The 20,658-nt window shown below is 74.4% G+C and carries 18 protein-coding genes; 8 read left to right on the forward strand and 10 right to left on the reverse strand.

The window, feature by feature from the left end; translation table 11 throughout:
- Nucleotides 1-78: 78 nt before the first annotated feature.
- Nucleotides 79-2,148, reverse strand: coding sequence for a SpoIIE family protein phosphatase (locus tag ABT299_RS35440; protein WP_500253386.1), 2,070 nt, complete (start codon nucleotides 2,146-2,148; stop codon nucleotides 79-81).
- Between the two features lie 571 nt (nucleotides 2,149-2,719).
- Here ABT299_RS35440 and ABT299_RS35445 point away from each other — a divergent pair.
- The gene (locus tag ABT299_RS35445) at nucleotides 2,720-3,514 is read left to right on the forward strand and encodes an SAM-dependent methyltransferase (RefSeq protein ID WP_347256932.1); all 795 of its coding nucleotides are present in this window, start codon (nucleotides 2,720-2,722) and stop codon (nucleotides 3,512-3,514) included.
- 4 nt (nucleotides 3,515-3,518) lie between these two features.
- On the opposite strand, the gene speB is transcribed toward ABT299_RS35445, so the two are convergent.
- Entirely contained in the window at nucleotides 3,519-4,544 is a 1,026-nt protein-coding gene (gene speB, locus ABT299_RS35450) for an agmatinase (protein ID WP_500253387.1), read from the reverse strand.
- An 86-nt stretch (nucleotides 4,545-4,630) separates the two neighbouring features.
- Complete coding sequence (locus ABT299_RS35455) at nucleotides 4,631-5,551, reverse strand: SDR family oxidoreductase (RefSeq protein WP_500253388.1); 921 nt, start codon at nucleotides 5,549-5,551, stop codon at nucleotides 4,631-4,633.
- A 195-nt stretch (nucleotides 5,552-5,746) separates the two neighbouring features.
- Here ABT299_RS35455 and ABT299_RS35460 point away from each other — a divergent pair, with 195 nt between their 5' ends.
- Both ABT299_RS35460 and ABT299_RS35465 read left to right on the forward strand, forming a co-directional pair.
- Nucleotides 5,747-6,460, forward strand: a complete 714-nt coding sequence (locus ABT299_RS35460) for a TetR/AcrR family transcriptional regulator (protein ID WP_500253389.1) — start codon at nucleotides 5,747-5,749, stop codon at nucleotides 6,458-6,460.
- Between the two features lie 154 nt (nucleotides 6,461-6,614).
- A complete protein-coding gene (locus tag ABT299_RS35465; RefSeq protein ID WP_190862541.1) occupies nucleotides 6,615-7,022 on the forward strand; it encodes a hypothetical protein in 408 nt (135 codons plus the stop codon).
- Nucleotides 7,023-7,147: 125 nt separating this feature from the next.
- On the opposite strand, the gene ABT299_RS35470 is transcribed toward ABT299_RS35465, so the two are convergent.
- Together ABT299_RS35470 and ABT299_RS35475 are read right to left on the reverse strand one after the other, a co-directional pair.
- Nucleotides 7,148-7,861, reverse strand: a complete 714-nt coding sequence (locus ABT299_RS35470; RefSeq protein WP_500253390.1) for a response regulator — start codon at nucleotides 7,859-7,861, stop codon at nucleotides 7,148-7,150.
- The gene (locus ABT299_RS35475) at nucleotides 7,858-9,174 is read right to left on the reverse strand and encodes a sensor histidine kinase (RefSeq protein ID WP_500253391.1); all 1,317 of its coding nucleotides are present in this window, start codon (nucleotides 9,172-9,174) and stop codon (nucleotides 7,858-7,860) included. Before ABT299_RS35475 ends, ABT299_RS35470 begins: the two co-directional genes overlap by 4 nt.
- Before the next feature lie 224 nt (nucleotides 9,175-9,398).
- Here ABT299_RS35475 and ABT299_RS35480 point away from each other — a divergent pair, with 224 nt between their 5' ends.
- Nucleotides 9,399-10,091 carry an ABC transporter ATP-binding protein gene (locus tag ABT299_RS35480; RefSeq protein ID WP_190862547.1) on the forward strand — a complete coding sequence of 231 codons (693 nt, stop codon included), beginning with the start codon at nucleotides 9,399-9,401 and terminating at the stop codon, nucleotides 10,089-10,091.
- Nucleotides 10,088-12,493 (forward strand): FtsX-like permease family protein, encoded by a 2,406-nt coding sequence (locus tag ABT299_RS35485; RefSeq protein ID WP_500253392.1) that lies wholly within the window; start codon nucleotides 10,088-10,090, stop codon nucleotides 12,491-12,493. The genes ABT299_RS35480 and ABT299_RS35485 overlap by 4 nt, the downstream gene beginning before the upstream one ends.
- Before the next feature lie 90 nt (nucleotides 12,494-12,583).
- On the opposite strand, the gene ABT299_RS35490 is transcribed toward ABT299_RS35485, so the two are convergent.
- Complete coding sequence (locus ABT299_RS35490) at nucleotides 12,584-13,258, reverse strand: phosphatase PAP2 family protein (RefSeq protein WP_500253393.1); 675 nt, start codon at nucleotides 13,256-13,258, stop codon at nucleotides 12,584-12,586.
- 175 nt (nucleotides 13,259-13,433) lie between these two features.
- On the opposite strand from ABT299_RS35490, the gene ABT299_RS35495 reads away from it, so the two are divergent.
- Nucleotides 13,434-14,699 (forward strand): extracellular catalytic domain type 1 short-chain-length polyhydroxyalkanoate depolymerase, encoded by a 1,266-nt coding sequence (locus tag ABT299_RS35495; protein WP_500253394.1) that lies wholly within the window; start codon nucleotides 13,434-13,436, stop codon nucleotides 14,697-14,699.
- A 42-nt stretch (nucleotides 14,700-14,741) separates the two neighbouring features.
- Here ABT299_RS35495 and ABT299_RS35500 read toward each other — a convergent pair whose 3' ends face one another.
- Together ABT299_RS35500 and ABT299_RS35505 are read right to left on the reverse strand one after the other, a co-directional pair.
- On the reverse strand, nucleotides 14,742-15,662 hold the full coding sequence (locus ABT299_RS35500; protein ID WP_500253395.1) for an NADP-dependent oxidoreductase: 921 nt from the start codon (nucleotides 15,660-15,662) through the stop codon (nucleotides 14,742-14,744).
- Between the two features lie 29 nt (nucleotides 15,663-15,691).
- A complete protein-coding gene (locus tag ABT299_RS35505) occupies nucleotides 15,692-16,936 on the reverse strand; it encodes an MFS transporter (protein WP_500253396.1) in 1,245 nt (414 codons plus the stop codon).
- Between the two features lie 60 nt (nucleotides 16,937-16,996).
- On the opposite strand from ABT299_RS35505, the gene ABT299_RS35510 reads away from it, so the two are divergent.
- On the forward strand, nucleotides 16,997-18,091 hold the full coding sequence (locus ABT299_RS35510; RefSeq protein WP_500253397.1) for a winged helix-turn-helix domain-containing protein: 1,095 nt from the start codon (nucleotides 16,997-16,999) through the stop codon (nucleotides 18,089-18,091).
- On the opposite strand, the gene ABT299_RS35515 is transcribed toward ABT299_RS35510, so the two are convergent.
- Both ABT299_RS35515 and ABT299_RS35520 read right to left on the reverse strand, forming a co-directional pair.
- Nucleotides 18,066-18,470 carry a hypothetical protein gene (locus ABT299_RS35515; RefSeq protein ID WP_500253398.1) on the reverse strand — a complete coding sequence of 135 codons (405 nt, stop codon included), beginning with the start codon at nucleotides 18,468-18,470 and terminating at the stop codon, nucleotides 18,066-18,068. The two genes, ABT299_RS35510 and ABT299_RS35515, sit on opposite strands and share 26 nt — an antisense overlap.
- Nucleotides 18,471-18,718: 248 nt before the next feature.
- The gene (locus ABT299_RS35520) at nucleotides 18,719-19,336 is read right to left on the reverse strand and encodes a TetR/AcrR family transcriptional regulator (protein WP_500253399.1); all 618 of its coding nucleotides are present in this window, start codon (nucleotides 19,334-19,336) and stop codon (nucleotides 18,719-18,721) included.
- Between the two features lie 152 nt (nucleotides 19,337-19,488).
- Between ABT299_RS35520 and ABT299_RS35525 the strand changes: the two genes are divergently transcribed.
- Nucleotides 19,489-20,658, forward strand: coding sequence for an acyl-CoA dehydrogenase family protein (locus ABT299_RS35525; RefSeq protein ID WP_500253400.1), 1,170 nt, complete (start codon nucleotides 19,489-19,491; stop codon nucleotides 20,656-20,658).

Here is a 20,658-nt window from a genome sequence, read left to right on the forward strand (position 1 = left end):
GCTGACATCGCATGCTGCGCGGCCCGAGTTGTGGGAAACGTGCAAAAGCCGGACCGCCGCCGGGTGCCGGCGGGCCTCTCAGGGCCGGGCGGCGCCGATCGCCTCGCCGCCGGCCGGCGGCACGCGCAAGGCGATCATGGCGAGGTCGTCGATGCCGGCGGTCGGCAGGCGCGTGAGCAGCCCGTCGCAGAACGCCGGCAGCGGCCGGCGGGCGAACCGGCCGGCCTGCTCGCACAGCCGCTCCAGCCCCTTGTCCAGATGCTCGCCCGGCCGCTCGACCAGGCCGTCGGTGTAGAGGAGCATCGTGCAGCCGGGCGGCAGGCGGACCTGCGCGCTGTGGTACGGCTCGTCGAACAGCGGCCCGAGGCCGAGGAGCGGGTTGGCGGCGTCCTCCAGCAGGTCGACGGAGCCGTCCGGGCAGACCAGGACGGGCGGCGGGTGCCCGGCCACCGCGTAGTCGAGCCGCATCCCGTCCGGCCCGCCGTCGGCGACCCGGGCCAGCGCGCAGGTGGCCGAGCCCTCCGGGATCAGCGTCTCCATCGCGATGTTCAGCCGGCGCAGGACGTCCCCGGGGCACTCCTGGCGGTCGACGATCAGGCTCCGCAGGATGTTCCGCAGCTGGCTCATCGCCACCGTCGCGGCCAGGTCGTGCCCGGTGGCGTCGCCGATGGCCAGCACGGCGGCGCCGTCCGGCAGCACGAACGAGTCGTACCAGTCGCCGCCCACCTCGGCGGTCGCCGGGCTGGCCCGGTACCGCGCGGCGATCTCCAGGCCGGGCACCACGGGCGGCTCGGCGAGCAGGCTGTGCTGCAGCGCCAGCGCCACCCGCTGGGTGCGGTGGTACTCGATCGCGCTGCTCAGCGCGTCGTGGGCGTGGTCGAACATCTGCCGCATCAGGTCGACGTCCTCGCGGCTCAGCGGCTCGCGCTCCCCGCAGACGGCGGCGGTCACCACGGCCGCCACGGTCCCGTCGACGGTCACCGGCATCAGCACCACGCTGTTGGCGTTCGCCGCGGCCAGCCACTCGGTCGTGCCCTGGGGCAGCATGCCCGCCGGAGGGCGTCCGGGCGGGAAGGTGTGGTGCAGCGGGCGGCTCCGCTGCACGGCCCGGGTGAACCCGCTGTCGGCGGCGTACCACTCCCGTCCGAACGGCGGCTGCCGCGGCAGGTCCGGCCGCGCGGCGGTGGCGACGCGCTCGGTGAGGAGCGGCGCACCCGCCGGCCGGTCGATGTAGTCGGGCAGCAGGTGGACGCCGCAGCCGTCGGCGAGCGCCGGGACGAGCACGTCCGCCAGCGCCCCGAGCATCTCCCGCAGCCCGGTGCGCTCGGCGGTCGCAGCGGCGGCGCCGTCGAGCAGCCGCCTGCGGTGCTCGCGCCGCCACTCCTGCTCGATGTCGGTGCAGGTCCCCACCCACTCCACCACGACGCCGTTCTCGTACACCGGCGCGGCGTTGACCTGGAAGTGCCGGTAGTCGCCCTCGACCGTCCGGAGCCGGTAGACGTACCGCCAGGGGCGGGCCTGCGCGAGCGCCCGCTCCCACGACCGCGCGGTCTCCTCGCGGTCCTCTGGGTGCAGCGCCTGCTGCCAGCCCCTGCCGCGGAACCTCTCCCAGGACTGGCCGGTCACCCGCTCCCAGCCCGGGCTCGGTTCGACGGGATCCCCCGCGGGGTCCGTCACCCACACGATCTCGGCGCTCACCCGGATGAGGCTCTGGAATCTGCGCAGGGCGCGGCGCTGCTCGTCGGCGGCGTCGGCCCGCCGGGCCGTGTCGACGCTCCCGCTGACGTCCACGCCGACCGCCAGCACGGCCGGCTCGTCCCCGGGCAGCCGGGTCAGGCTGAAGGAGAAGAAGCGCTGCTCGTAGCCGGTGTCGGGGAAGAACAGGCTGACCGGGGCCTCGGCGAGGGTGACCGGCTCCCCGTCGGCCAGCACGCGGTCGAGGAGGTCGAAGTAGTCGTGCTGCACGAGGTCCCGGAACGCGTGGCGGACGGGTTCGCCGATCGGCCGCTCGCCGAAGGTCGCGCGGAAGGCGAGGTTCGTGTACGCCAGGCGCCGCTCCGGCCCCCTGATGACGGCGACGGTGACGGGCGCGGCGTCGAACGCCTCGGGCGCGATGCCGCCGTCCCCCTCCTGCCGGTCATCGACCATGGCGTCTCCCCCAGTCGCCGCCCGGGTCGCTCTCGGCTCATCTCCACCTCAACATACATCGGTCCCCCTTCTCACCTGCGCTTCGGGCTCTCCAGGGGGCCATCCCTCACCGCCCAGCGTGCCCAGCGTGCCCAGCAGCGTGTACTTGACGTACGGGAGGGCCTCGCAGCCGGGGGTCGCGATTCCAGGTGCGCGGCCGGTTCACGCCGGTCGCCGAGTGCGAACGGCGCCGGCGCCATTTCGTCATGAACGGAACCCAATAGGCCAGTCGCCCCCACCCGGGGACGGACCACGTTCAGTCGGTCATCCGAAACCGGGACCCGCGGTTCACCCTTTATGGGGCCGATCGGAGACGCGGGACTTTTGGCCCCGCTCACCGAATTCCGTGCCGCCCGCACGCCTGTTCTGCATGAACAATTCCCGTGGACGCGCGGAGCCGGGAGCATCTCGTCCACGGGCGGGCCTGCGGGCGGCGCGGACCGCCGGCACCCGGCGTCCGGGCGCCCCTGCGGCCGAAGATCGGGCTGCTACTTTGTCCCCGAAGGGCGAACCGCGAATTGGGGAGTATGCCGTGACCGAGGAGCCGGGCAGCATCATCGACACGTCCGTGCCGCATTCCGCGCGTATCTGGAACTACTGGCTCGGAGGCAAGGACAACTACCCCGTCGACCGCGCGGCCGGCGACCAGTATCTGCAGGTGTATCCGGGAATCGTGGACATCGCGCGGGCCGGCCGCAACTTCCTCGCCCGCGCCGTCCGCTACCTGGCGGGCGAGCAGGGGATCCGGCAGTTCCTCGACGTCGGCACGGGGCTGCCGACCGTCGACAACACCCACGAGGTCGCGCAGCGGGTCGCGCCCGAGTCGCACATCGTCTACGTCGACAACGACCCCCTCGTCCTGTCGCATGCCCACGCCCTGCTCACCAGCCGCCCCGAGGGCGAGACCAGCTACATCCAGGCCGACATGCTCGACCCGGAGCAGGTGCTGCGCGCGGCGCGCGACAAGCTCGACTTCGACCGGCCGATCGCGGTGATGCTCATGGGCGTGCTCGGCCATGTCCAGGACTACGACGACGTCCTGAACATCATCCGCACGCTGACGGGCGCCCTCCGCTCCGGCAGCTACCTCGCCCTGTACGACGACACCGACACCGACGAGGCGCACAACGAGGCGCAGCAGCAGTACGACGACACGGGCGCCGTCCCGTACCGGCTCCGCCCGCCCGAGCAGATCATCGGCTACTTCGACGGCCTCGAGGTGGTCGAGCCCGGCGTGGTGCCGTGCGAGGACTGGCGGCCCGAGCCCAACCCGTTCAACGACGCGCCGAAGACGTCCACCCTCTGCGGCGTCGCCCGCAAGCCGTGACCCCCTAGCGGCCGTCGAGGAGGGGCCGCCGCGGGTCCCAGGACGTGCCGTCGCGGTCGTCGCGGCGGCGCCGCGCGATGCCCGACAGGACCTCCAGGACGACGCGGTTCGCCAGCGCCGAGGTGATGTCGGCGTGGTCGTAGGGCGGTGACACCTCGACCACGTCGACGCCCGCGACCGGCAGCTCGTAGGCGATCCGGCGCACCGCGTCCAGCAGCTGGCGGGCGGTGAGGCCGCCGGGCTCGGGGGTACCGGTGCCGGGGGCGTGGCCGGGGTCGCACACGTCGATGTCGACGGACAGGAACACCCCGTCGCACTCGTCGGTGGCGATGGCGAACGCCTCGGTCAGGCACTCCTCCAGCCCGCGCGCGGCGATCTCGGTCATCTCGTAGGAGCGCATGCCCTGCGCGGCCATCCACGCGAGGGTCTCGGGGCCCGGCCAGTAGCCGCGCAGGCCGAGCTGCAGGAACCGGTCGCCGCGGACGGCCCCGGACTCCAGCAGCCGGCGCATCGGGGTGCCGTGCCCGACCAGCGAGCCGAACTCGATGTCGCCGGTGTCGGCGTGCGCGTCGAAGTGGATCATCGAGACGCGGCCCTGCCCGAGGTGCCGCGCCACCCCGGCGGCGTCGGGCCACGCGATGGTGTGGTCGCCGCCGAGGACCAGCGGGATCGCGCCGTTGCTCGCGATGGCGTACACCGCCTCCTGCAGGTCGCGGACGGAGCGCTCGGCGTCGCCGGAGTACATCTCGACGTCCCCGGCGTCGCGCACGGTGAGGTCGCCCTGGAGCCCGTCCACGCGCAGCGCCAGCGACGGCCGCGACCCGTTCTGCGGCAGGTAGCAGGTCTGCCGGATGTACTGCGGGCCGAACCGGGTGCCGGGCCGGTGGGACGTCCCGCCGTCGAACGGGGCGCCGAGGACGACCACGTCGGCGTCGGCGTAGGTCGCCGGGTCCGACCAGGTGCAGCGCGGCACTCCGAGGAAGGTGATGTCGGGACCGTACTGCGGTCCGTACCGTTCCTGCGGTGTCATCCGGGTCCTCCCTGCCGCGACGGCGATGCCGGTGTTTCCTTCCCCGCCCGGACCGGGCCGTCACCTGGGCGGGCGGGCCTTCCGGATCATCCCATGGGGTCGGGCGTGACGCCGTCGGGCAGGACGTTCGGGCGGGCCTTCTCCACCAGCGCGGGGATCACGTCGTCCAGCTCGTGCGGGTCCCAGCGGGCGCCCTTGTCGACGACCGGCCCGGCGCGCCAGCCCTCGGCGACGCTGATCCGCCCGCCGCGCACGTTGAACACGCGGCCGGTGATCCCGCGCGCCCCCGGGCTCGCCAGCCACACCACCAGCGGCGCGATGTTGGACGGGTCCGCCGGGTCGAAGCCCTCGCCCGGGCGCTCGCGGCCCGGCACCAGGTTCTCGGTCATCCGGGTCAGCGCGGCGGGCGCCACCGCGTTCACGGTCACGCCGTACCGGCCCAGCTCGCGCGCCGCGATCACGGTCAGCGCGGCGATCCCGGCCTTGGCCGCGCCGTAGTTGCCCTGCCCGGCGTTGCCGTAGATGCCCGACGACGAGCTGGTGTTGATGACGCGCGCGTCGACCTCGTGGCCGGCCTTGTGCCGCTCCCGCCAGTACGCGGCGGCGTGCCGCAGCGGCGCGAACGTCCCACGCAGGTGGACGGCGATCACCGCGTCCCACTCCTCCGCGCTCATGTTGACCAGCATCCGGTCGCGGAGGATGCCCGCGTTGTTCACCAGGACGTGCACGTCCCCGAACCGCTCGACCGTGGACGCCACGAGCCGGCGGGCGCCCTCGAAGTCGGACACGTCGGTGCCGTCGGCGACGGCCTCGCCCCCCATCGCGCGGATCTCGTCCACCACCTCGCCGGCCGGCCCGGTGGACGAACCGGTCCCGTCGACCTGCGCGCCCAGGTCGTTGACGACGACCCGGGCGCCGTGCCGGGCGAACTCCAGCGCGTGCTCGCGGCCGATGCCCCGGGCCGCCCCGGTCACGATGACCACCCGTCCGTCGGCGATCGCGGTCATGGTCGCTCCCTCCGTCCCGGGCGGGCCGGGTGCCCGGCCGCCGCCGTGAGCTAGAAGCCATTTCTAGAATTAGCTTTCAAAACGATGCGACGCGCCCACCGCGATGTCAATGGGGCGGCAACGGCGGATCCGCAGCCGGATCCGGATGAACGGGACACCGGCGCCGCGAAGGGCCGATGGGATAGCTTTCCAACAGTGGAAAACGCTGGAGTGTCCGTCGGCGGGGCGCGGGGGCCCGGCCGGGACGACGGCGTGCCCGCCGAGGGCACGGAGGCGGCGGTGTCCTTCCGCGGGCGGCTGCTCGCGGGCCTCGCCGACTCGATCCGCGAGCGCGGCTACCGCGAGACCACGATCTCCGACATCGTCCGGCACGCCCGCACGTCCCGGCGCACCTTCTACGAGGAGTTCCCGACCAAGGACGCCTGCTTCGTCGAGCTGCTCCAGGTGACGAACCGGATGCTGCGCCGGCGCGTCGCCGAGGCGATCGACCCCGCCGCGCCGTGGGAGACCCAGATCCGGCAGGGCGTCGAGGCGTACGTCGACATGGTCGCCTCCGAGCCCGAGATCACGCTGAGCTGGATCCGGGAGCTGCAGGCGCTCGGCGCCGGCACCGCCCGGCGGATGCAGCGCGAGGCCGTCGACACGCTGTTCCGGCTGCTGCGGGACGTGACCGGGAACGCGGAGATGGTCCGGGCCGGGACCCACCCGATCACCCGCCCGTTCGCGCTGATGCTGATCGGCGGGCTCCGCGAGCTCACCGCGACCCTGGTGGAGGACGGCGCGGACGTCCGCGACATCACCGAGGTCGCCGTCGAGGCGACGATCGCGCTGTTCCGGCCGGTACCGGAAAACCGCGGCGGCACACCGTCCGCGCGTTACCTCGGCGGTTTTCCGGATCCCCGGAACTGACCTTTCGGCTTCCGGTCGCGGCACCGCCGAATTTCCCTTCTCCGGCACGGTAGGCGGCCGTACCGCGCCGTGGTACCGTCCCGTACCACACCACCTCCGTGTCCGTCGGCACGCGAGGCCGCCATGCCGAGAGCATCGTCCAGAAGAGCGCGCGATGACCGACATTGACGAGGACGACTTCACCGATCACGCCGTCCACCTGGAATACACATGGCGGGCCTGGCGGTACATGCTCACCAGCGCCACCGCGCCGGCCCTGCTGTGCGTGAGCGCCAACGGCATCCTGCGGCTCGGCAGCTTCGTCGACTGCACCGCCGCCGAGCGGGTGTTCTGGGACGTGGTCACGCTGGCCATCCAGGACGCCGGCGACCACCTCGCGGACATGCGCGTCAACAGCACCCGGGCCGCCGTCGTCCTGGAGGGCCCGCCGGACGGCCGCGCCCACCTCGCGGTCCGGTCGGCCTCCGGATTCCATCTCGCGCACTGCTACGACACCTCCTACGACGCGCTCGACGCGTGGGCGCAGATGGCGAGCGAACTGGCGCTCGGGCCCTGCGGATGATCGGCACCGGGCCGCGTTTTCCGGAAATGGAGCGAGAACGCCGGGCGGGCCGCCGAATCCCGCCGCCCGGCACCGGCGCCCGCTGAATTCGCCGCGCCGGAAAAGCGATCTTCGGAACGCGCGGTTCAGCGCCCCGAATCGCCGCTTCCCGACGGCCCGCGCCCCGCGGACACCAGCCCCGTCTCGTAGGCGAGCACGACGGCCTGCACCCGGTCGCGCAGCCCCAGCTTCGACAGGATGCGCGCCACGTGCGTCTTGACCGTCGCGGCGCTGAGCGTGAGGCGGTCGGCGAGCTCGGCGTTCGACAGCCCGGTGGCGAGCAGCCCGAGCACCTCCAGCTCCCGGGGCGTCAGCCGGGACAGGTCCCGGTGCACGGGCCGCGCCCCGCCGCCGGCCTCGTCACGCGGCGCGAAGCGCTCGATGAGCCGGCGGGTGATGGCGGGCGCGAGCAGCGCGTCCCCGGTCCGGACGAGCCGGACCGACGCGGTCAGCCGCTCGGGCGTCACGTCCTTGAGCAGGAACCCGCTCGCACCCGCGGTGAGCGCGGCGTAGACGTAGTGGTCCAGGTCGTAGGTGGTGAGGATGAGCACGCGGGCGCCGCCGCCGGCCGCGGTGATCTCCCGGGTCGCCTCGATGCCGTTCATCTCCGGCATCCGGACGTCCATCAGCACGACGTCGGGGCGGGTGCGGCGGACGGCGGCGACCGCCTCGAAGCCGTCCGCCGCCTCGGCGACCACGTCGATGCCGTCGGCCGCGAGGATCATCCCGAAGCCGGTGCGGACCAGCGCCTGGTCGTCGGCGATCACCACCCGCAGGGCCGGGCCGTCCTCCGCCGTCACGGCGTCCTCCAGGGAATCGTGGCGGTGACGCGGAACCCGCCGGCGAGGGTGCGGCCGGACTCCAGCGTCCCGTCGTAGACCGCGAGCCGCTCGCGGAGGTTGATCAGGCCGCGGCCGGTGCCGGTCCGCGCGCCCGCCGCGCCGCCCGTGCCTCCGCCCGCGCCCACGCCCGTGCCGCCGCCGGGCGCGCCGCCGGTGTCGGTGACCTCGATCCGCAGGTCGTCCCCCGCGCACCGGACGGACACCGCGGCGGACGCGCCGGGCGCGTGCTTCATCGTGTTGGTCAGCGCCTCCTGGACGACCCGGTAGGCGGTGAGGTCGACGCCGGGCGGCAGCGGCCCCGGCGGCGGGTCGAGGTCGGCCGTGACGCGCAGGCCGGTGGCGCGGACCCGGTCGATGAGCGGGGCGAGCCGGTCCAGGCCCGGCTGCGGCACCGGCACGCCGCCGTCCGCCTCCCCGTCGCCGTCCCCGGAGGGCGCCAGCAGGCCCATGACGTGCCGCAGCTCCGCCATCGCGGCGCGCCCGCTGGCCTCGACGTCCAGCATCGCCTTCTTCGACAGCTCGGGGTCGGCGTCCACGACCTTGCGGGCGGCGCCCGTCTGGATCACCATGACGCTCACGTTGTGGGTCACCACGTCGTGCAGTTCCGCCGCGATCCTGGCCCGCTCCACCTCGACCGCGCGGCGCGTCGCCTCCCGCTGCTCCCGCTCGATCTCGGCCAGCCGGCCGCGCCAGAACCGCACCGCCATCGCGAGCACCCCGGCGGCGAGCAGCACGAAGAACGGCGCCGACCAGTTCGGCAGGGAGGCGGCGGTGCCCCGGTAGACGAAGCCGGCGAGCACGGCCGCGGCGCCCAGGCTCGCGACGGCCTGCACGCGGTAGCGGCTGTGGGCGATGGCGCCGAACCCGGCGACCACGCAGGCCAGCACCGTCACCCAGGTCATCCCGTAGCGCAGCGCCCACGCCGCCGTCAGCACCACCCAGAACGCGGCGAGCGGGTACCGGCGCCGGAACGCCAGGGGCAGGGTCGTGAGGACGGTCAGCGTCCAGGAGGGGTGGACGGGCGCCGGGTGCTCCCCGAACCCGGGCGGCGGGACGGGGGCGACGGGCGCGATCGGCCCGCCGAAGTCCGTCCGCTCGGGCTCGTCCCCGCCGCCCGTGTTCGCCACCACGAGCAGCGCCACGGCCGTCATGGCGAGGGCGAGCAGCGCGTCCGCGGCGAGGGCGCGGCGCGACGGGGGCTCTCCCGCCGGCTCGGGCCGGAGCAGGCCGCGCAGCCACCCGCGCCGTTCGCGCGCCGTTCCCGCGTGCATGTCCACATTGTGTCCCCCTCCGCGCGAACCCGGTATCGGCTTCGCGGGCGGGACGCTCGGCCTCGCGGCGTACATCGCGAGGATGACGCCCGGCGGGATCGGCCGCACGGAGTACGGAATGTCGGTGCGGCGGCGGACGCCCCGGACGCCCCGCCGCGCATAGCTTCACGTCCGCTGACACCGGGCGGCCCGCACGCCGCCCGCACGCGGAGGGCGGGAGCCTCATGGGACATGTGATCGAGCTGGACGGCGCGGCGAAGGCCTACGACGGCGCGGGCGCGCCGGCGCTCGGGCCGCTGTCGCTGGACGTGGCGGAGGGCGAGGCGCTCGCGGTCGTCGGGCCGTCGGGCAGCGGGAAGTCCACGCTGCTGAACCTGGTCGCCGGGCTGGACCGGCCGACCGCCGGGGCGGTGACGGTGGACGGGCGGCGCGTCGACCGGCTCGGCGAGGCGGCGCTCGCCCGGTTCCGGCGGGAGCGGATCGGGTTCGTGTTCCAGTTCTTCAACCTGCTCGACGACCTCACCGTGGCCGACAACGTCCGGCTGCCCGCGCAGCTGGCGGGGATGCCGCGCCGGAAGGCCGCGGACCGCGCCGCCGAGCTGCTGGAGATCCTCGGCGTGGCCGGGCACGCGGGCGCCTACCCGGGACGGCTGTCGGGCGGGGAGCGGCAGCGCGTCGCGGTGGCGCGCGCGCTGGTGAACCGTCCGGCGCTGCTGCTGGCCGACGAGCCGACGGGCGCGCTGGACACCGCGTCCGGCCACGACGTGCGCGAGCTGCTCGCCGAGGTGCACCGGGGCGGGCAGACGATCGTGCTCGTCACCCATGACATGGCGCTGGCCCGGTCGCTCGCGAGCCGGACGGTCACGCTGGTCGACGGCGCGATCGCGGCCGACGAGCGGGCGGGGGCGGCCCGATGAGCGCGCGCCTCATCGGGTCGGCGCTCGGCCGGGTGGTGCGGTCGGGCGTCGGGCGGCGGCGCGTCCAGACGCTGGTGGTCGCGCTCGCCACGCTGATGTCGGTGGCGTCGGCGGTCGTCGCCGGCTCGCTGGTCGTCGCCTCGTCGGCGCCGTTCGACCACGCGTTCGCGCGGGACCGCGGCGCGCACCTGACCGCGCAGATCGACGCCGGGAAGGCCACGGCGGCGCAGGCGGCGGCGACCGCGCGGCTGCCGGGCGTCACGGCGAGCGCCGGGCCGTTCCCGGTCGCGGTCGTCTCGCTCACGGCGCGGGGCGGGGGGCACCTGCCCGAGCTGACCGTGGCCGGGCGCTCCTCCCCCGGCGGCCCGGTGGACCGGCTGGAGGTCACGGCGGGCCGGTGGCCGTCCGGCCCGGACGAGATCATGATGCCGCCGCAGGTCCCGCCGGACGCGGGCGTCGGGTCGACGCTGACGGCGCCCGACGGGCGGACCCTGAAGGTCGTCGGGCAGGCCCGCTCGGTCACCGGCTCGGCCGACGCGTGGACGACCCCGGCCGGCGCGGCCGCGCTCCGCACGGGGAAGGCGCCCGCGACGACGCAGATGCTGTACCGGTTCTCGGGGTCGCCCGCGAAGCCGGCGCTGGCCGCCCACCGCGCGAAGGTGGCGGCGTCCCTGCCGAAGGGCGCGCTCGCCGGGACCCAGTCGTACCTGGACGCCAAGTACGTCGCCGACCGGGAGGCGGCCACGTTCGTGCCGTTCCTGATGGCGTTCGGCGCGCTCGGCCTGGGGATGGCGGTCATCGTCGTCGCCGGCGTGGTCGGCGGCATGGTCGGGGCGAACCTGCGCCGGATCGGGATCCTGAAGGCCATCGGCTGCACGCCCGCGGAGGTCGTCCGCGCCTATGTCGCGCAGGCGCTCGTCCCGGCCGCCGCAGGCACCCTGCTGGGCGTGGTGCTCGGCAACCTCATCGCGTACCCGCTGCTCGGGGACGTCCAGCAGGTGTACGGGACGACCGACCTCGCGGTCGCCTGGTGGGTGGACGCCGCCGTCGCGGCGGGCGCCCTGCTGGTCGTGGCGGCCGCCGCCCTCGTCCCGGCGCTGCGGGCGGGACGGCTGCGGACCGTCGAGGCGATCGCGGTCGGCCGCGCGCCGGGCACGGGACGCGGCCGGCGGGCGCAGCGGATCGCCGGGCGGCTGCCGCTGCCGCGCGCGGTGACGCTCGGGCTGGGGACCCCGTTCGCGCGTCCCGTCCGGTCGGCGTCGATGCTCGCGGCCGTGCTGTTCGGGACCGCCGCCGCGACGTTCGCGATCGGCCTCGCGGCGTCGCTGAACGCCATCGGCGCCGCCCGCGACCCCGCCGGGTCCGCCGCCGTCAGCGTGATGGGCGGAGGACCCGCTCCGCAGGGACCGGGACCGGCGCCCGGGCAGGCACCGCCCCCCGGGCGGCCCCAGGCGCCGGGACTCGGGGAGGGGCCGCCTTCGTTGGACGGCGCGAAGGTGGGGGCCGCGATCTCCGCCCAGCCCGGCACGGCGTCGTTCTACGGAGTGCGCGGGGCGCAGGCGACCGTGACGGGCGTCGTCGGAGCGGTCGAGCTGCGGCTCTACCAGGACGATCTCCGGGCGGCGGCGTACGAGATCATCGCGGGGCACTGGATCAGCGGTCCCGGCCAGGCCGTGGTGCCGACGCACTTCCTCGACGTGACCGGCCACCGCGTCGGCGACACGATCACCGTGCTGGACCAGGGCGCCGCGGTGCGCCTGCGGATCGTGGGCGAGGCGTTCGACCTGCAGAACAACGGGATGCGCGTGCACGCCGCCGCCTCCTCGTTCACCGGGGTCAAGGGCCGGGACGCGGCCGACGAGTACCTCGTCCGGCTGAAGCCGGGGGTCTCGACGGCGTCCTACCTCAGCGGGCTGAACCGCGCGCTCAAGCCGCTCGGGGCGCAGGGGACGGCGGCCGCCGACGACGTCAGCAGCGTGATCGTCGTGCTGGACTCGCTGGCGGGGCTGCTCACGCTGATGCTGGTCACCGTCGCGGGGCTCGGCGTGCTCAACGCGGTCGTCCTGGACACCCGGGAGCGCGTGCACGACCTCGGCGTCTGCAAGGCGATCGGGATGTCGCCGCGGCAGACCGTCGCGATGGTGCTCGCCTCCGTCGCGGGCCTGGGCGCGGTCGGCGGGCTCGCGGGCCTGCCGGTGGGCGTCGCCCTGCACCACCTGGTGATGCCGCTGATGGGGGACGCGGCGGGCACCCGGCTGACCGCGCACATGGTCGCGGTGTACCGCGTCCCGCTGCTGGCCCCGCTCGCGCTCGGCGGCATCGCCATCGCGGTCCTGGGCGCGCTCCTCCCGGCGGGCTGGGCCGCGAAGGCCCGCACCGCCACCGCCCTGCGCACCGAGTGACCCGTTGACGTGCGGCGAGTCGTCGTCATGAGCGGCCTCACGACGGCGACTCGCCGACGTCACAGCGGGCGGGTGTCCGATGGTGATCCCCTATATCCGCGGGTAGCGGCCGCGGACCGGCTCGCCCGGCCACAGCGGGCGGGTGAACGGCTCCGCCGCCACCAGCCCGGCCAGCAGCACCGGCCCGAGCGCGAGGCTGAACAGCACGTCGGTCAGCCAGTGCTCGTCGGCGGCGGTCAGCGCCGCCCCGGTCAGGAACCCGGCGACCAGCGCGAAGTCGCGCCGGCCGCGCGCCGTCACCCACCGGTCGAGGACCGGGACCACGACGATCAGCAGCTCGGTCCCGACCCAGACCAGCAGGAACCCGTTCAGCGTGTGCCCCGACGGGTACGCGTCGCCGTGCTTCCACAGCACGTCGGTGCCGCCGGCCGGGTACGTCCGCGGGATCACCGACTTCGCGCCCTCCTGGAGCAGCGACAGCAGGAGCACCACCACGATCGGCACCAGCACGGGACGCAGCGACCGCGCCCGGACCGCCCCGAGGACCGCCAGCGGGACGAGGACGAACCCCGCGATGACGCCCCGCTGCCCGAGCTGGGTGAACACGTGGACCGCCGACATCCACCCGCCTCGGACGTTCGCGTCGCAGAAGGTGTGGACCCTCCAGTCGAGGCGGCGGAGCGGGCCGTCCGCGAGCACGTCCGCCGTGACGCCCGCCATGACCGCGACCGCCAGGACGTACCAGCCCCACGACCGTCGGCGCATACGGACGGTCTTCCCCGCTCACATCCCGTGACGCATGGGGTACGGAGCCATAACCGGGACGGGCGGGCATGGGCGCCCGGCACATTTCCCGGCCGGCCTGGATCGGTTTGACTTCCGGATGGGCGCCCCTCCTTCCCGATCCCCACCCCGTTCCACCGATCCGGGAGAGCCCTTCATGCATCGACGATCCCCGCGCGTCCTGCGGCGCCTCACGAGACGGCTCGCGTCGTCCGCCGCCTTCGCGCTCCTCGCCGCCGCGTCCGGCATGGCCGGCGTGGCCGGGCTGGCCGCCACCGCCGCGCCCGCTCACGCCGACAGCGGCACCTACCAGCAGGTCACCGGCTTCGGGTCGAATCCCGGGAACCTGCAGATGTACGAGTACGTGCCGGCCGGACTGCCGTCCGGCGCCCCGCTCGTGGTGGCCCTGCACGGCTGCACGCAGAGCGCCGACGACTACTACAACCATTCCGGCTGGCCCAAGTACGCCGACCTGTGGAAGTTCGCCGTGGTGTTCCCGCAGACCACCACGTCCAACAACATCCAGAAGTGCTTCCAGTGGTTCGATCCCGCGAAGGACGCGCGCGGCGGCACCGAGGCGGCGTCGATCGTCCAGATGGTGTCCAGCGCCGAGCAGCGGCACGGCTCGGACCCGCACCGGGTGTTCGTGACCGGCCTGTCCGCGGGCGGCGGGATGACGGCGGACCTGCTCGCCGCCTACCCGGACGTGTTCGCCGGCGGCGCGGTCGACTCGGGCCTCCCCGCGCAGTGCGCCACGAGCCTCGTCGCCGCCTCCGGCTGCCAGATGAACAACCAGAACCTGACGCCCGCGCAATGGGGCGACAAGGTCCGGAACTCCTATCCGGGATACACCGGCCCGTGGCCGCGCGTCGCCGTCTGGCAGGGCACCTCCGACTACACGGTCTATCCGGTGAACGCCACGGAACTGCGCGACCAGTGGACGAACGTCTGGGGCATCTCGCAGACGCCGTCGAGCACGCAGAGCCTGCCGGGCGGCACGACGCAGAGCGTCTACAACGACGCGAACGGGAAACCGGCCGTCGAGGTGTACTCCATCTCCGGGATGGGCCACGGCCTCGCCGTCGACCCGGGGACGGGCGCCGACCAGTGCGGCAGCACGGGCGCGTACTTCCTCGACACCATCTGCTCCACGTCGTACACGGCGAAGTTCTGGGGCCTCGACGGCTCGACCGGGACCGACCCCGGCGACCCGGGCGATCCCGGTGACCCGGGCGGCGGGACGCCCCAGTGCTTCACCGCGACGAACTACGCGCAGGTCGTGGCGGGACGGGCGCACACCAGCGGCGGCTACACGTACGCGAACGGCTCGAACCAGAACATGGGCCTCTACAACGTGTTCGTGACGCACACGCTGAAGGAGATGTCCGCGAACTACTACGTCATCGCCGATTCCGGCTGCTGACGCGGGAGGCCGGGCCGCCGCGGGCGGCCCGGCCCGTCCCGGTCACGGCGTGATGACGAGCTTCCCGCGCGTGTGGCCGCCGCGGCTCTCGTCGAACGCGGCGCCGACCTCGTCGAGGGAGAACGTCCCGGCGACGTCGACGCGCAGCGCGCCGCGGTCGGCCATGGCGGCGAGGTCGGCGAGCTTGGCGCCGTCCGGGCGCACCCAGATCCAGTGGCCGCCGTGCTGCTCCACGCCGCTGTCGGCGACGGACACGTGCCGCCCGCCCTCCGCGAGGACGGCGAGCGTCACGTCCAACTGCCCGCCCACGAAGTCGGCGACCGCCGTGACGCCGTCCGGCGCGAGGTCGCGGATCCGCTCCACCAGCCCGTCCCCGTAGGAGACCGGTTCGGCGCCGAGCTCGCGCAGGTAGTCGTGGTTCGCCTCGGAGGCGGTGCCGATGACGCGGGCGCCCCGGTCGACGCCGATCTGCACCGCGAGGCTCCCCACTCCCCCGGACGCCGCGTGCACCAGCAGCACGTCGCCCTTGCCGGCCTCCAGGCGGTCGAGCGCGCGCTGCGCGGTCATCCCGGCGAGCGGCAGCCCGCCCGCCTGCTCCCAGCCGAGCGCGGCGGGCCTGCGCGCGCAGTGCACGGCCGGAACCGCGACGTACTGCGCGAACGTCCCGGCGTGCACGACGTTCTTGCGGGCGTAGGCCATGACCTCGTCGCCCGGCGCGAACTCCGGGGTGTCCGGCCCGAGCCTCCGGACGACCCCGGCGACGTCCCAGCCGGGGATCACCGGGAACACGGCGTCCATCATCCCGTCGAGGCCGCCGGCCATGACCTTCCAGTCGACCGGGTTGACGCCCGCCGCCCGCACCTCGATCAGCACCTCGCTCGGGCCGAGCTTGGGGTCGGGGGCCTCGCCGACGGTGAGGCGGGAGTTGTCGGGGGCATAGGAGTCGTAGGTGACGGCACGCATGTCCCTCAGCCTGCCTCCGGTCCCGCCCGCTAAACCCGCTGCGCACTCGCCTCACCGGACGCCTCGCCCGACCCATCGCCCGACGCGTCGCCGGACGCCTCACCGGAAGGCGGCGCGGGGCGCGCCCGCAGCGCGGGCGCCAGGGCCACCGTCACCGCGACCGACGCCGCCGCCATCAGCGCCATCCCCGTCGCGGGCGAGGTGAGCTGGGCGGCCCCGCCGGCGAGCGTGGCGCCGATGCCCTGCATGCCGAGCATCCCGGACGAGTGCAGGCCGAGGGCGTGGCCGCTCAGATCGTCCGGGGTGAGCTCCAGCAGCCGCTCCTGGAGCAGCAGGGTCGCGCAGTACCCGACGCTCGCCACGGTGATCGCGGCGACCGCGACGGGCAGCGGCGGGCGCAGCGCGAAGACCAGGTAGGGGGCGGCGAGCACCAGCCGCATCGGCGCGTCCAGGCGCCGGCGCCAGCCCGCCGGGACGAACCGTCCGGCCAGCGTGTCCCCGGCGAGCATCCCGGCCGCGCCGGCCGCCAGCAGCAGCCCCGCGTGCCCCGGCGCGTACGGGACGAACAGCGACTCGCAGCCGACGATCAGCCCGTTCGGGACCCACAGCGCGAGGTAGACGGCCCGGCGCCGCGGCGACGAGAACAGCCGGACGTTGTTGCGCCACGTCTCGCCCGCCGTCGCCCGCCCCGTGGCGCGCGGTCGACGGGCGCTCAGCCCGAACCGGCCGGCGGCCGCCGCGGCGAGGTACAGCGCCGCCCCGGCCAGCAGCGTCCCGCGCGGCGACAGCGCGGCGACCATGACGCCGCCGGCCGCGAACCCCGCGATCTGCATCAGGCCGACCGACATGTTGAGCACCGACCGGCCGAGCACGTAGCCCTCCCGGTCGAGGATCTCGTTCAGCAGGCCGTACCGCACCCCGCCGCCGACCGCGCTCGCCGCCCCGAGCACGAGGACGATCGCGAACACGCCCCAGACGGGCAGCCCCGGGACGGCCTGGGCGGCGGTACCGGCGGCGAACAGCAGCGACAGGCCGGTGAGCGCGGCGCGCGGCGGCAGCCGGTCGGCCGCCGACAGCAGCGCCAGCGCGCCCGCCAGCTGGGCGAGCGCCGGGCCGAACATCGCCAGCGACGACAGCAGCGGCGAGCCGGTCCGGGCGTAGACGAGCGTGCCGAGCGCGAGGCCGCTCACCGTCTGCGCCGCGACGTTGCCCGCCGACGCCAGGAACAGCGGTGCGAACTCGGGCGTGCGGAACAGTTCCCGGTAGGTGCGCATGATCGGAGTCTCCGGGGCGCTCCGCCGCGCCGGTTACTCTTTCGCAGGGAGGCGAAACCCTTGGGCTGGTGGGAGATCAACGCGGACACCCTCGCCGGGAGCCGGTTCGCCGTCTCGCCGCTCGCGGAGGCCACCGCCTGCCTCAAGGCGCTGCGCTGGGAGCGGCCCGCGAACCCGGCCGAGCGCGCCTGGCTGGCCGCCCACCTGCCCGCCTACCGCGCCCGGACGGCCGCCGATCCCGTCGCGGCGCTGCTCGTCCGGGCCATGTTCGCCCCCACGTGGAACGCCGACTTCGTCACGACCACGCCGGCCGGCGGGGCCGAGGCGTCCTTCGACGCGGAGCTGGAGCGGATGCGGTCCACGCCGCCCGACGTCGCCCGCGAGGACCTCGCCGTGGCGCTGGGCGGCCGCCTCCCCGCCGCGCTCGACCGCGACGACCTGCCGGACCGCGCCGCCGACCTGATCGCGTGGGTGTGGGCGGAGACGGTCCGGCCTGACTGGCCCCGGCGCCGCCGGATCTTCGAGGCCGACATCGTGGCCCGCGCCGCGCACCTGAGCCGGGGCGGGTGGACCGCCGCACTCGCCGACATGCGCCCGGGCCTGCGCTGGCTCGGCGCTAACCGGCTGCAGATCAACGCCCACGACAACCCGCCCCGCGCCCTGTCGGGGGAACGGCTGGTGTTCGTGCCGGTCACGGTCGGCGAGACCTGGTCCTCCTGGAACCGGGCGCGGTCCCGGTACGCCATCGTCTACCCGTGCTCGGGGGTGCTGGCCGGCGCGGGCGCCGTCCCGCCGCCGGGCGCGCTGGGCGCGCTGCTCGGCCCGGTGCGCGCGTCCGTCCTGCTCCTGCTGGACGCGCCGAAGAGCACCACGCAGCTGGTCGCGCTGACCGGCCGGGGCCTCGGCTCGGTCGGCCGGCATCTGAAGATCCTGCTGGACGCGCGGCTCGTCGAGCGGCGCCGCGCCGGGCGCTCGGTCCTGTACTACCGGACGGAGGCGGGCGAGGCCCTCGTCGCCGCCCAGCCCGACGCACGCCAGCCCGACGCGGCGCCCCAGCCCGACGCGGCGCCCCAGCCCGACACGGCGGGCCAGCACGACGCAGCGGGCCAGCACGACGTGGCAGCCGGGGTCAGCAGCGGGCCGTCGTCAGCTTGATCTTCCCGGCCCGGTCCCAGTCCGCGCCGGCGATCGCGGTGCCCGCCGCGACGCACGAGGTCTCGGCGCCGGACCGGTCGTAGACCCTGGCGGCGGCGCCGCCCGCCTGCTCGTTGACGACCCTTCCCCGGCCATGCCAATTGCTCAGCCCATAGGTGCCGTACCGGTAGAAGTCGAAGACATGATATTTACCGCCATAAGCGACGGTGGCGCACACATGACCGGGGCGGCATTTCGGAATATCGCCCGCATTCCCGTAATATTTCGCCGGGACGGACGGGAAGGTGGCCGGGGCGGCCGGCGCCGCGGGCGCGTCCACCGGCGAGGCGGCCCCCATGGTCGCGGTCATGGTCGCGACCAGGCCCGCACCTGCGACCATGGCAGCTCCGGCCCCGGACCGCCCGCGCCGGACGGCACCACGAAATACCCTCACGAATTTCCCGCCTTCACCTTCACGCGAGCCCACGGGGCCCGGCAGCGCTTTCCACTCGTCACGAGCGATCGACATCGGTGACTATAAAGGCGTGCGGCACGATCTGCAAAAGCAACGCAAGGCGTTCGCCATGGCACCGGAAACTCGACTTCGCTTTTCTCGGAAAAGAGATGTCCGTAATCGGCGGGCGGCGGTCAGGTGGCCGCGGCGGCGCGGTCGAAGCGGCGGATCAGCTCGATCGCCGCGTCGATGACCTCCTGGGCCTCGGCCTCGTCCTCACTGGTGGCGACCTCGCGTCCGGCCTCGCCGATGACGGTGGTGAGGACGGCGACGGTGAGGCGGTCGATGGGCTCGCCGCCGAGCGCGAGCAGCACGGCGTTCTGCCGGACCCAGTCGCGGCGGCGGGTGCGGCGCATCAGGTCGAAGCCGGGCGGGCCGTCGCCGTCCATGAACAGCCGGGCGAGGTCGCGGCGCTCCCACGAGCCGGCGAGGAACGCGCGGGCGCCCGCGATGAACAGCTCGACCGGGTCCTCGACGCCGGCGGCCTTGGCCTCGGCGACGCTCGCGGTCGCGGACTTCTCGTGCGCGGCCTCGTGCTCCTCCCACAGGGCGAGGAACAGCTCGGTCTTGCCGCCGAAGTGGTGGTAGAGGCTGCCGACGCTGGACCCGGCGCGCTCGACGACCTCGGAGATCGCGGCGTCGGCGAACCCGTGCGCGCAGAACACCTCGCGCGCGGCCTCGAGCATGGTGCGGCGCGTCTGGGCGGTGCGGCTCCATTCCCATCCGCCCCTGCCGCTCGGCTTGCGGGCCATCGGTCCCCCGTCCGGTGCGGCGGCCGCCGTCCGGCCGTCGTTGAAACAGATTCTAGAAAGCGCGCGGGACGTCTTGACGCCGGGACCGCCCCGTGCGCAGCCTAGAACCGATTCCTAGAAATAGATTCTAGGATTGATCGGAGGACCGGTCCATGGACTTCTCGCTGAGCGCCGAGGAACGTCAGATCCGCGACACCGTCCGCTCCTTCGTCGAGAAGGAGGTCATGCCGCTCGAACCCGAGGTGCTGCGCAACGAGCGCGCCGGGCGCCCCGGGCTCGACCCCCGGGTGCTGCGCGACCTGCGCGACAAGGCCCGCCGGTCGGGGTTCTGGGGGATCAACACGCCCGAGGAGTACGGCGGCGCCGCGCTCGGCCCGCTGATGTCGGCCATCGTCGCGATGGAGACGGGCCGGACGTTCGTCCCGTTCGGCTTCGGCGGCACCGCCGACAACATCCTGTACGCCTGCGACGAGGCGCAGAAGCGCGCCTACCTGATCCCGACGATCGAGGGCGAGCGGCGGTCCTGCTTCGCCATCACCGAGCCGGGCGCCGGGTCGGACGCGCGCAGCATCCGCACCCGCGCCGTACGCGACGGCGACGACTGGGTCATCAACGGCGAGAAGACGTTCATCACCGGCGGCAACGAGGCCGACTTCGTCATGGTGTTCGCCGTCACCGACCCCGATCTCGGCGCCGACGGCGGCGTGACCTGCTTCCTCGTCGACCGGGACATGGGCTGGAAGTCCGAGCCGATCCCGACCATGGGCGAGTGGGGGCCGGCGTCGCTGGTGTTCGAGGACGTCCGGGTTCCCGGTGCCAACGTCCTCGGCGAGGTCGGCAAGGGCTTCGAGCTGGCGATGCGGTGGATCGGGCAGGGCCGCTACATGATCCCGGCGCGGGCGATCGGCGCGGCGGAGCGGATGCTGCAGATGGCGGTCGACTACGCCAAGGTCCGGGTGTCCATGGGCCATCCCATCGCCGACTACCAGGCCATCCAGTGGATGATCGCGGACTCGCAGGTGGAGATCGAGGCGGCGAAGTGGCTGACGCTGTACGCGGCGTGGCGGGTGCGGGAGGGCCTGGACGCGCGGCACGCCTCGTCCATCGCCAAGCTGAACGGCGCGACGATGGCGAACCGCGTCGTGGACCGGGTGCTCCAGATCCACGGCGGCATGGGGTACACCAAGGAGCTGCCGATCGAGCGCTGGTACCGGGAGCTGCGGCTGCTGCGGATCTTCGAGGGCACCGACGAGATCCAGCGCCGGACCATCGCCCGCAACCTGCTCAAGGGCCACGTCCGCCTCGGCCTCGTCGGGGAGTGA

The sequence above is a fragment of the Spirillospora sp. NPDC000708 genome, from assembly GCF_040299565.1.
Lineage (GTDB): Bacteria > Actinomycetota > Actinomycetes > Streptosporangiales > Streptosporangiaceae > Spirillospora.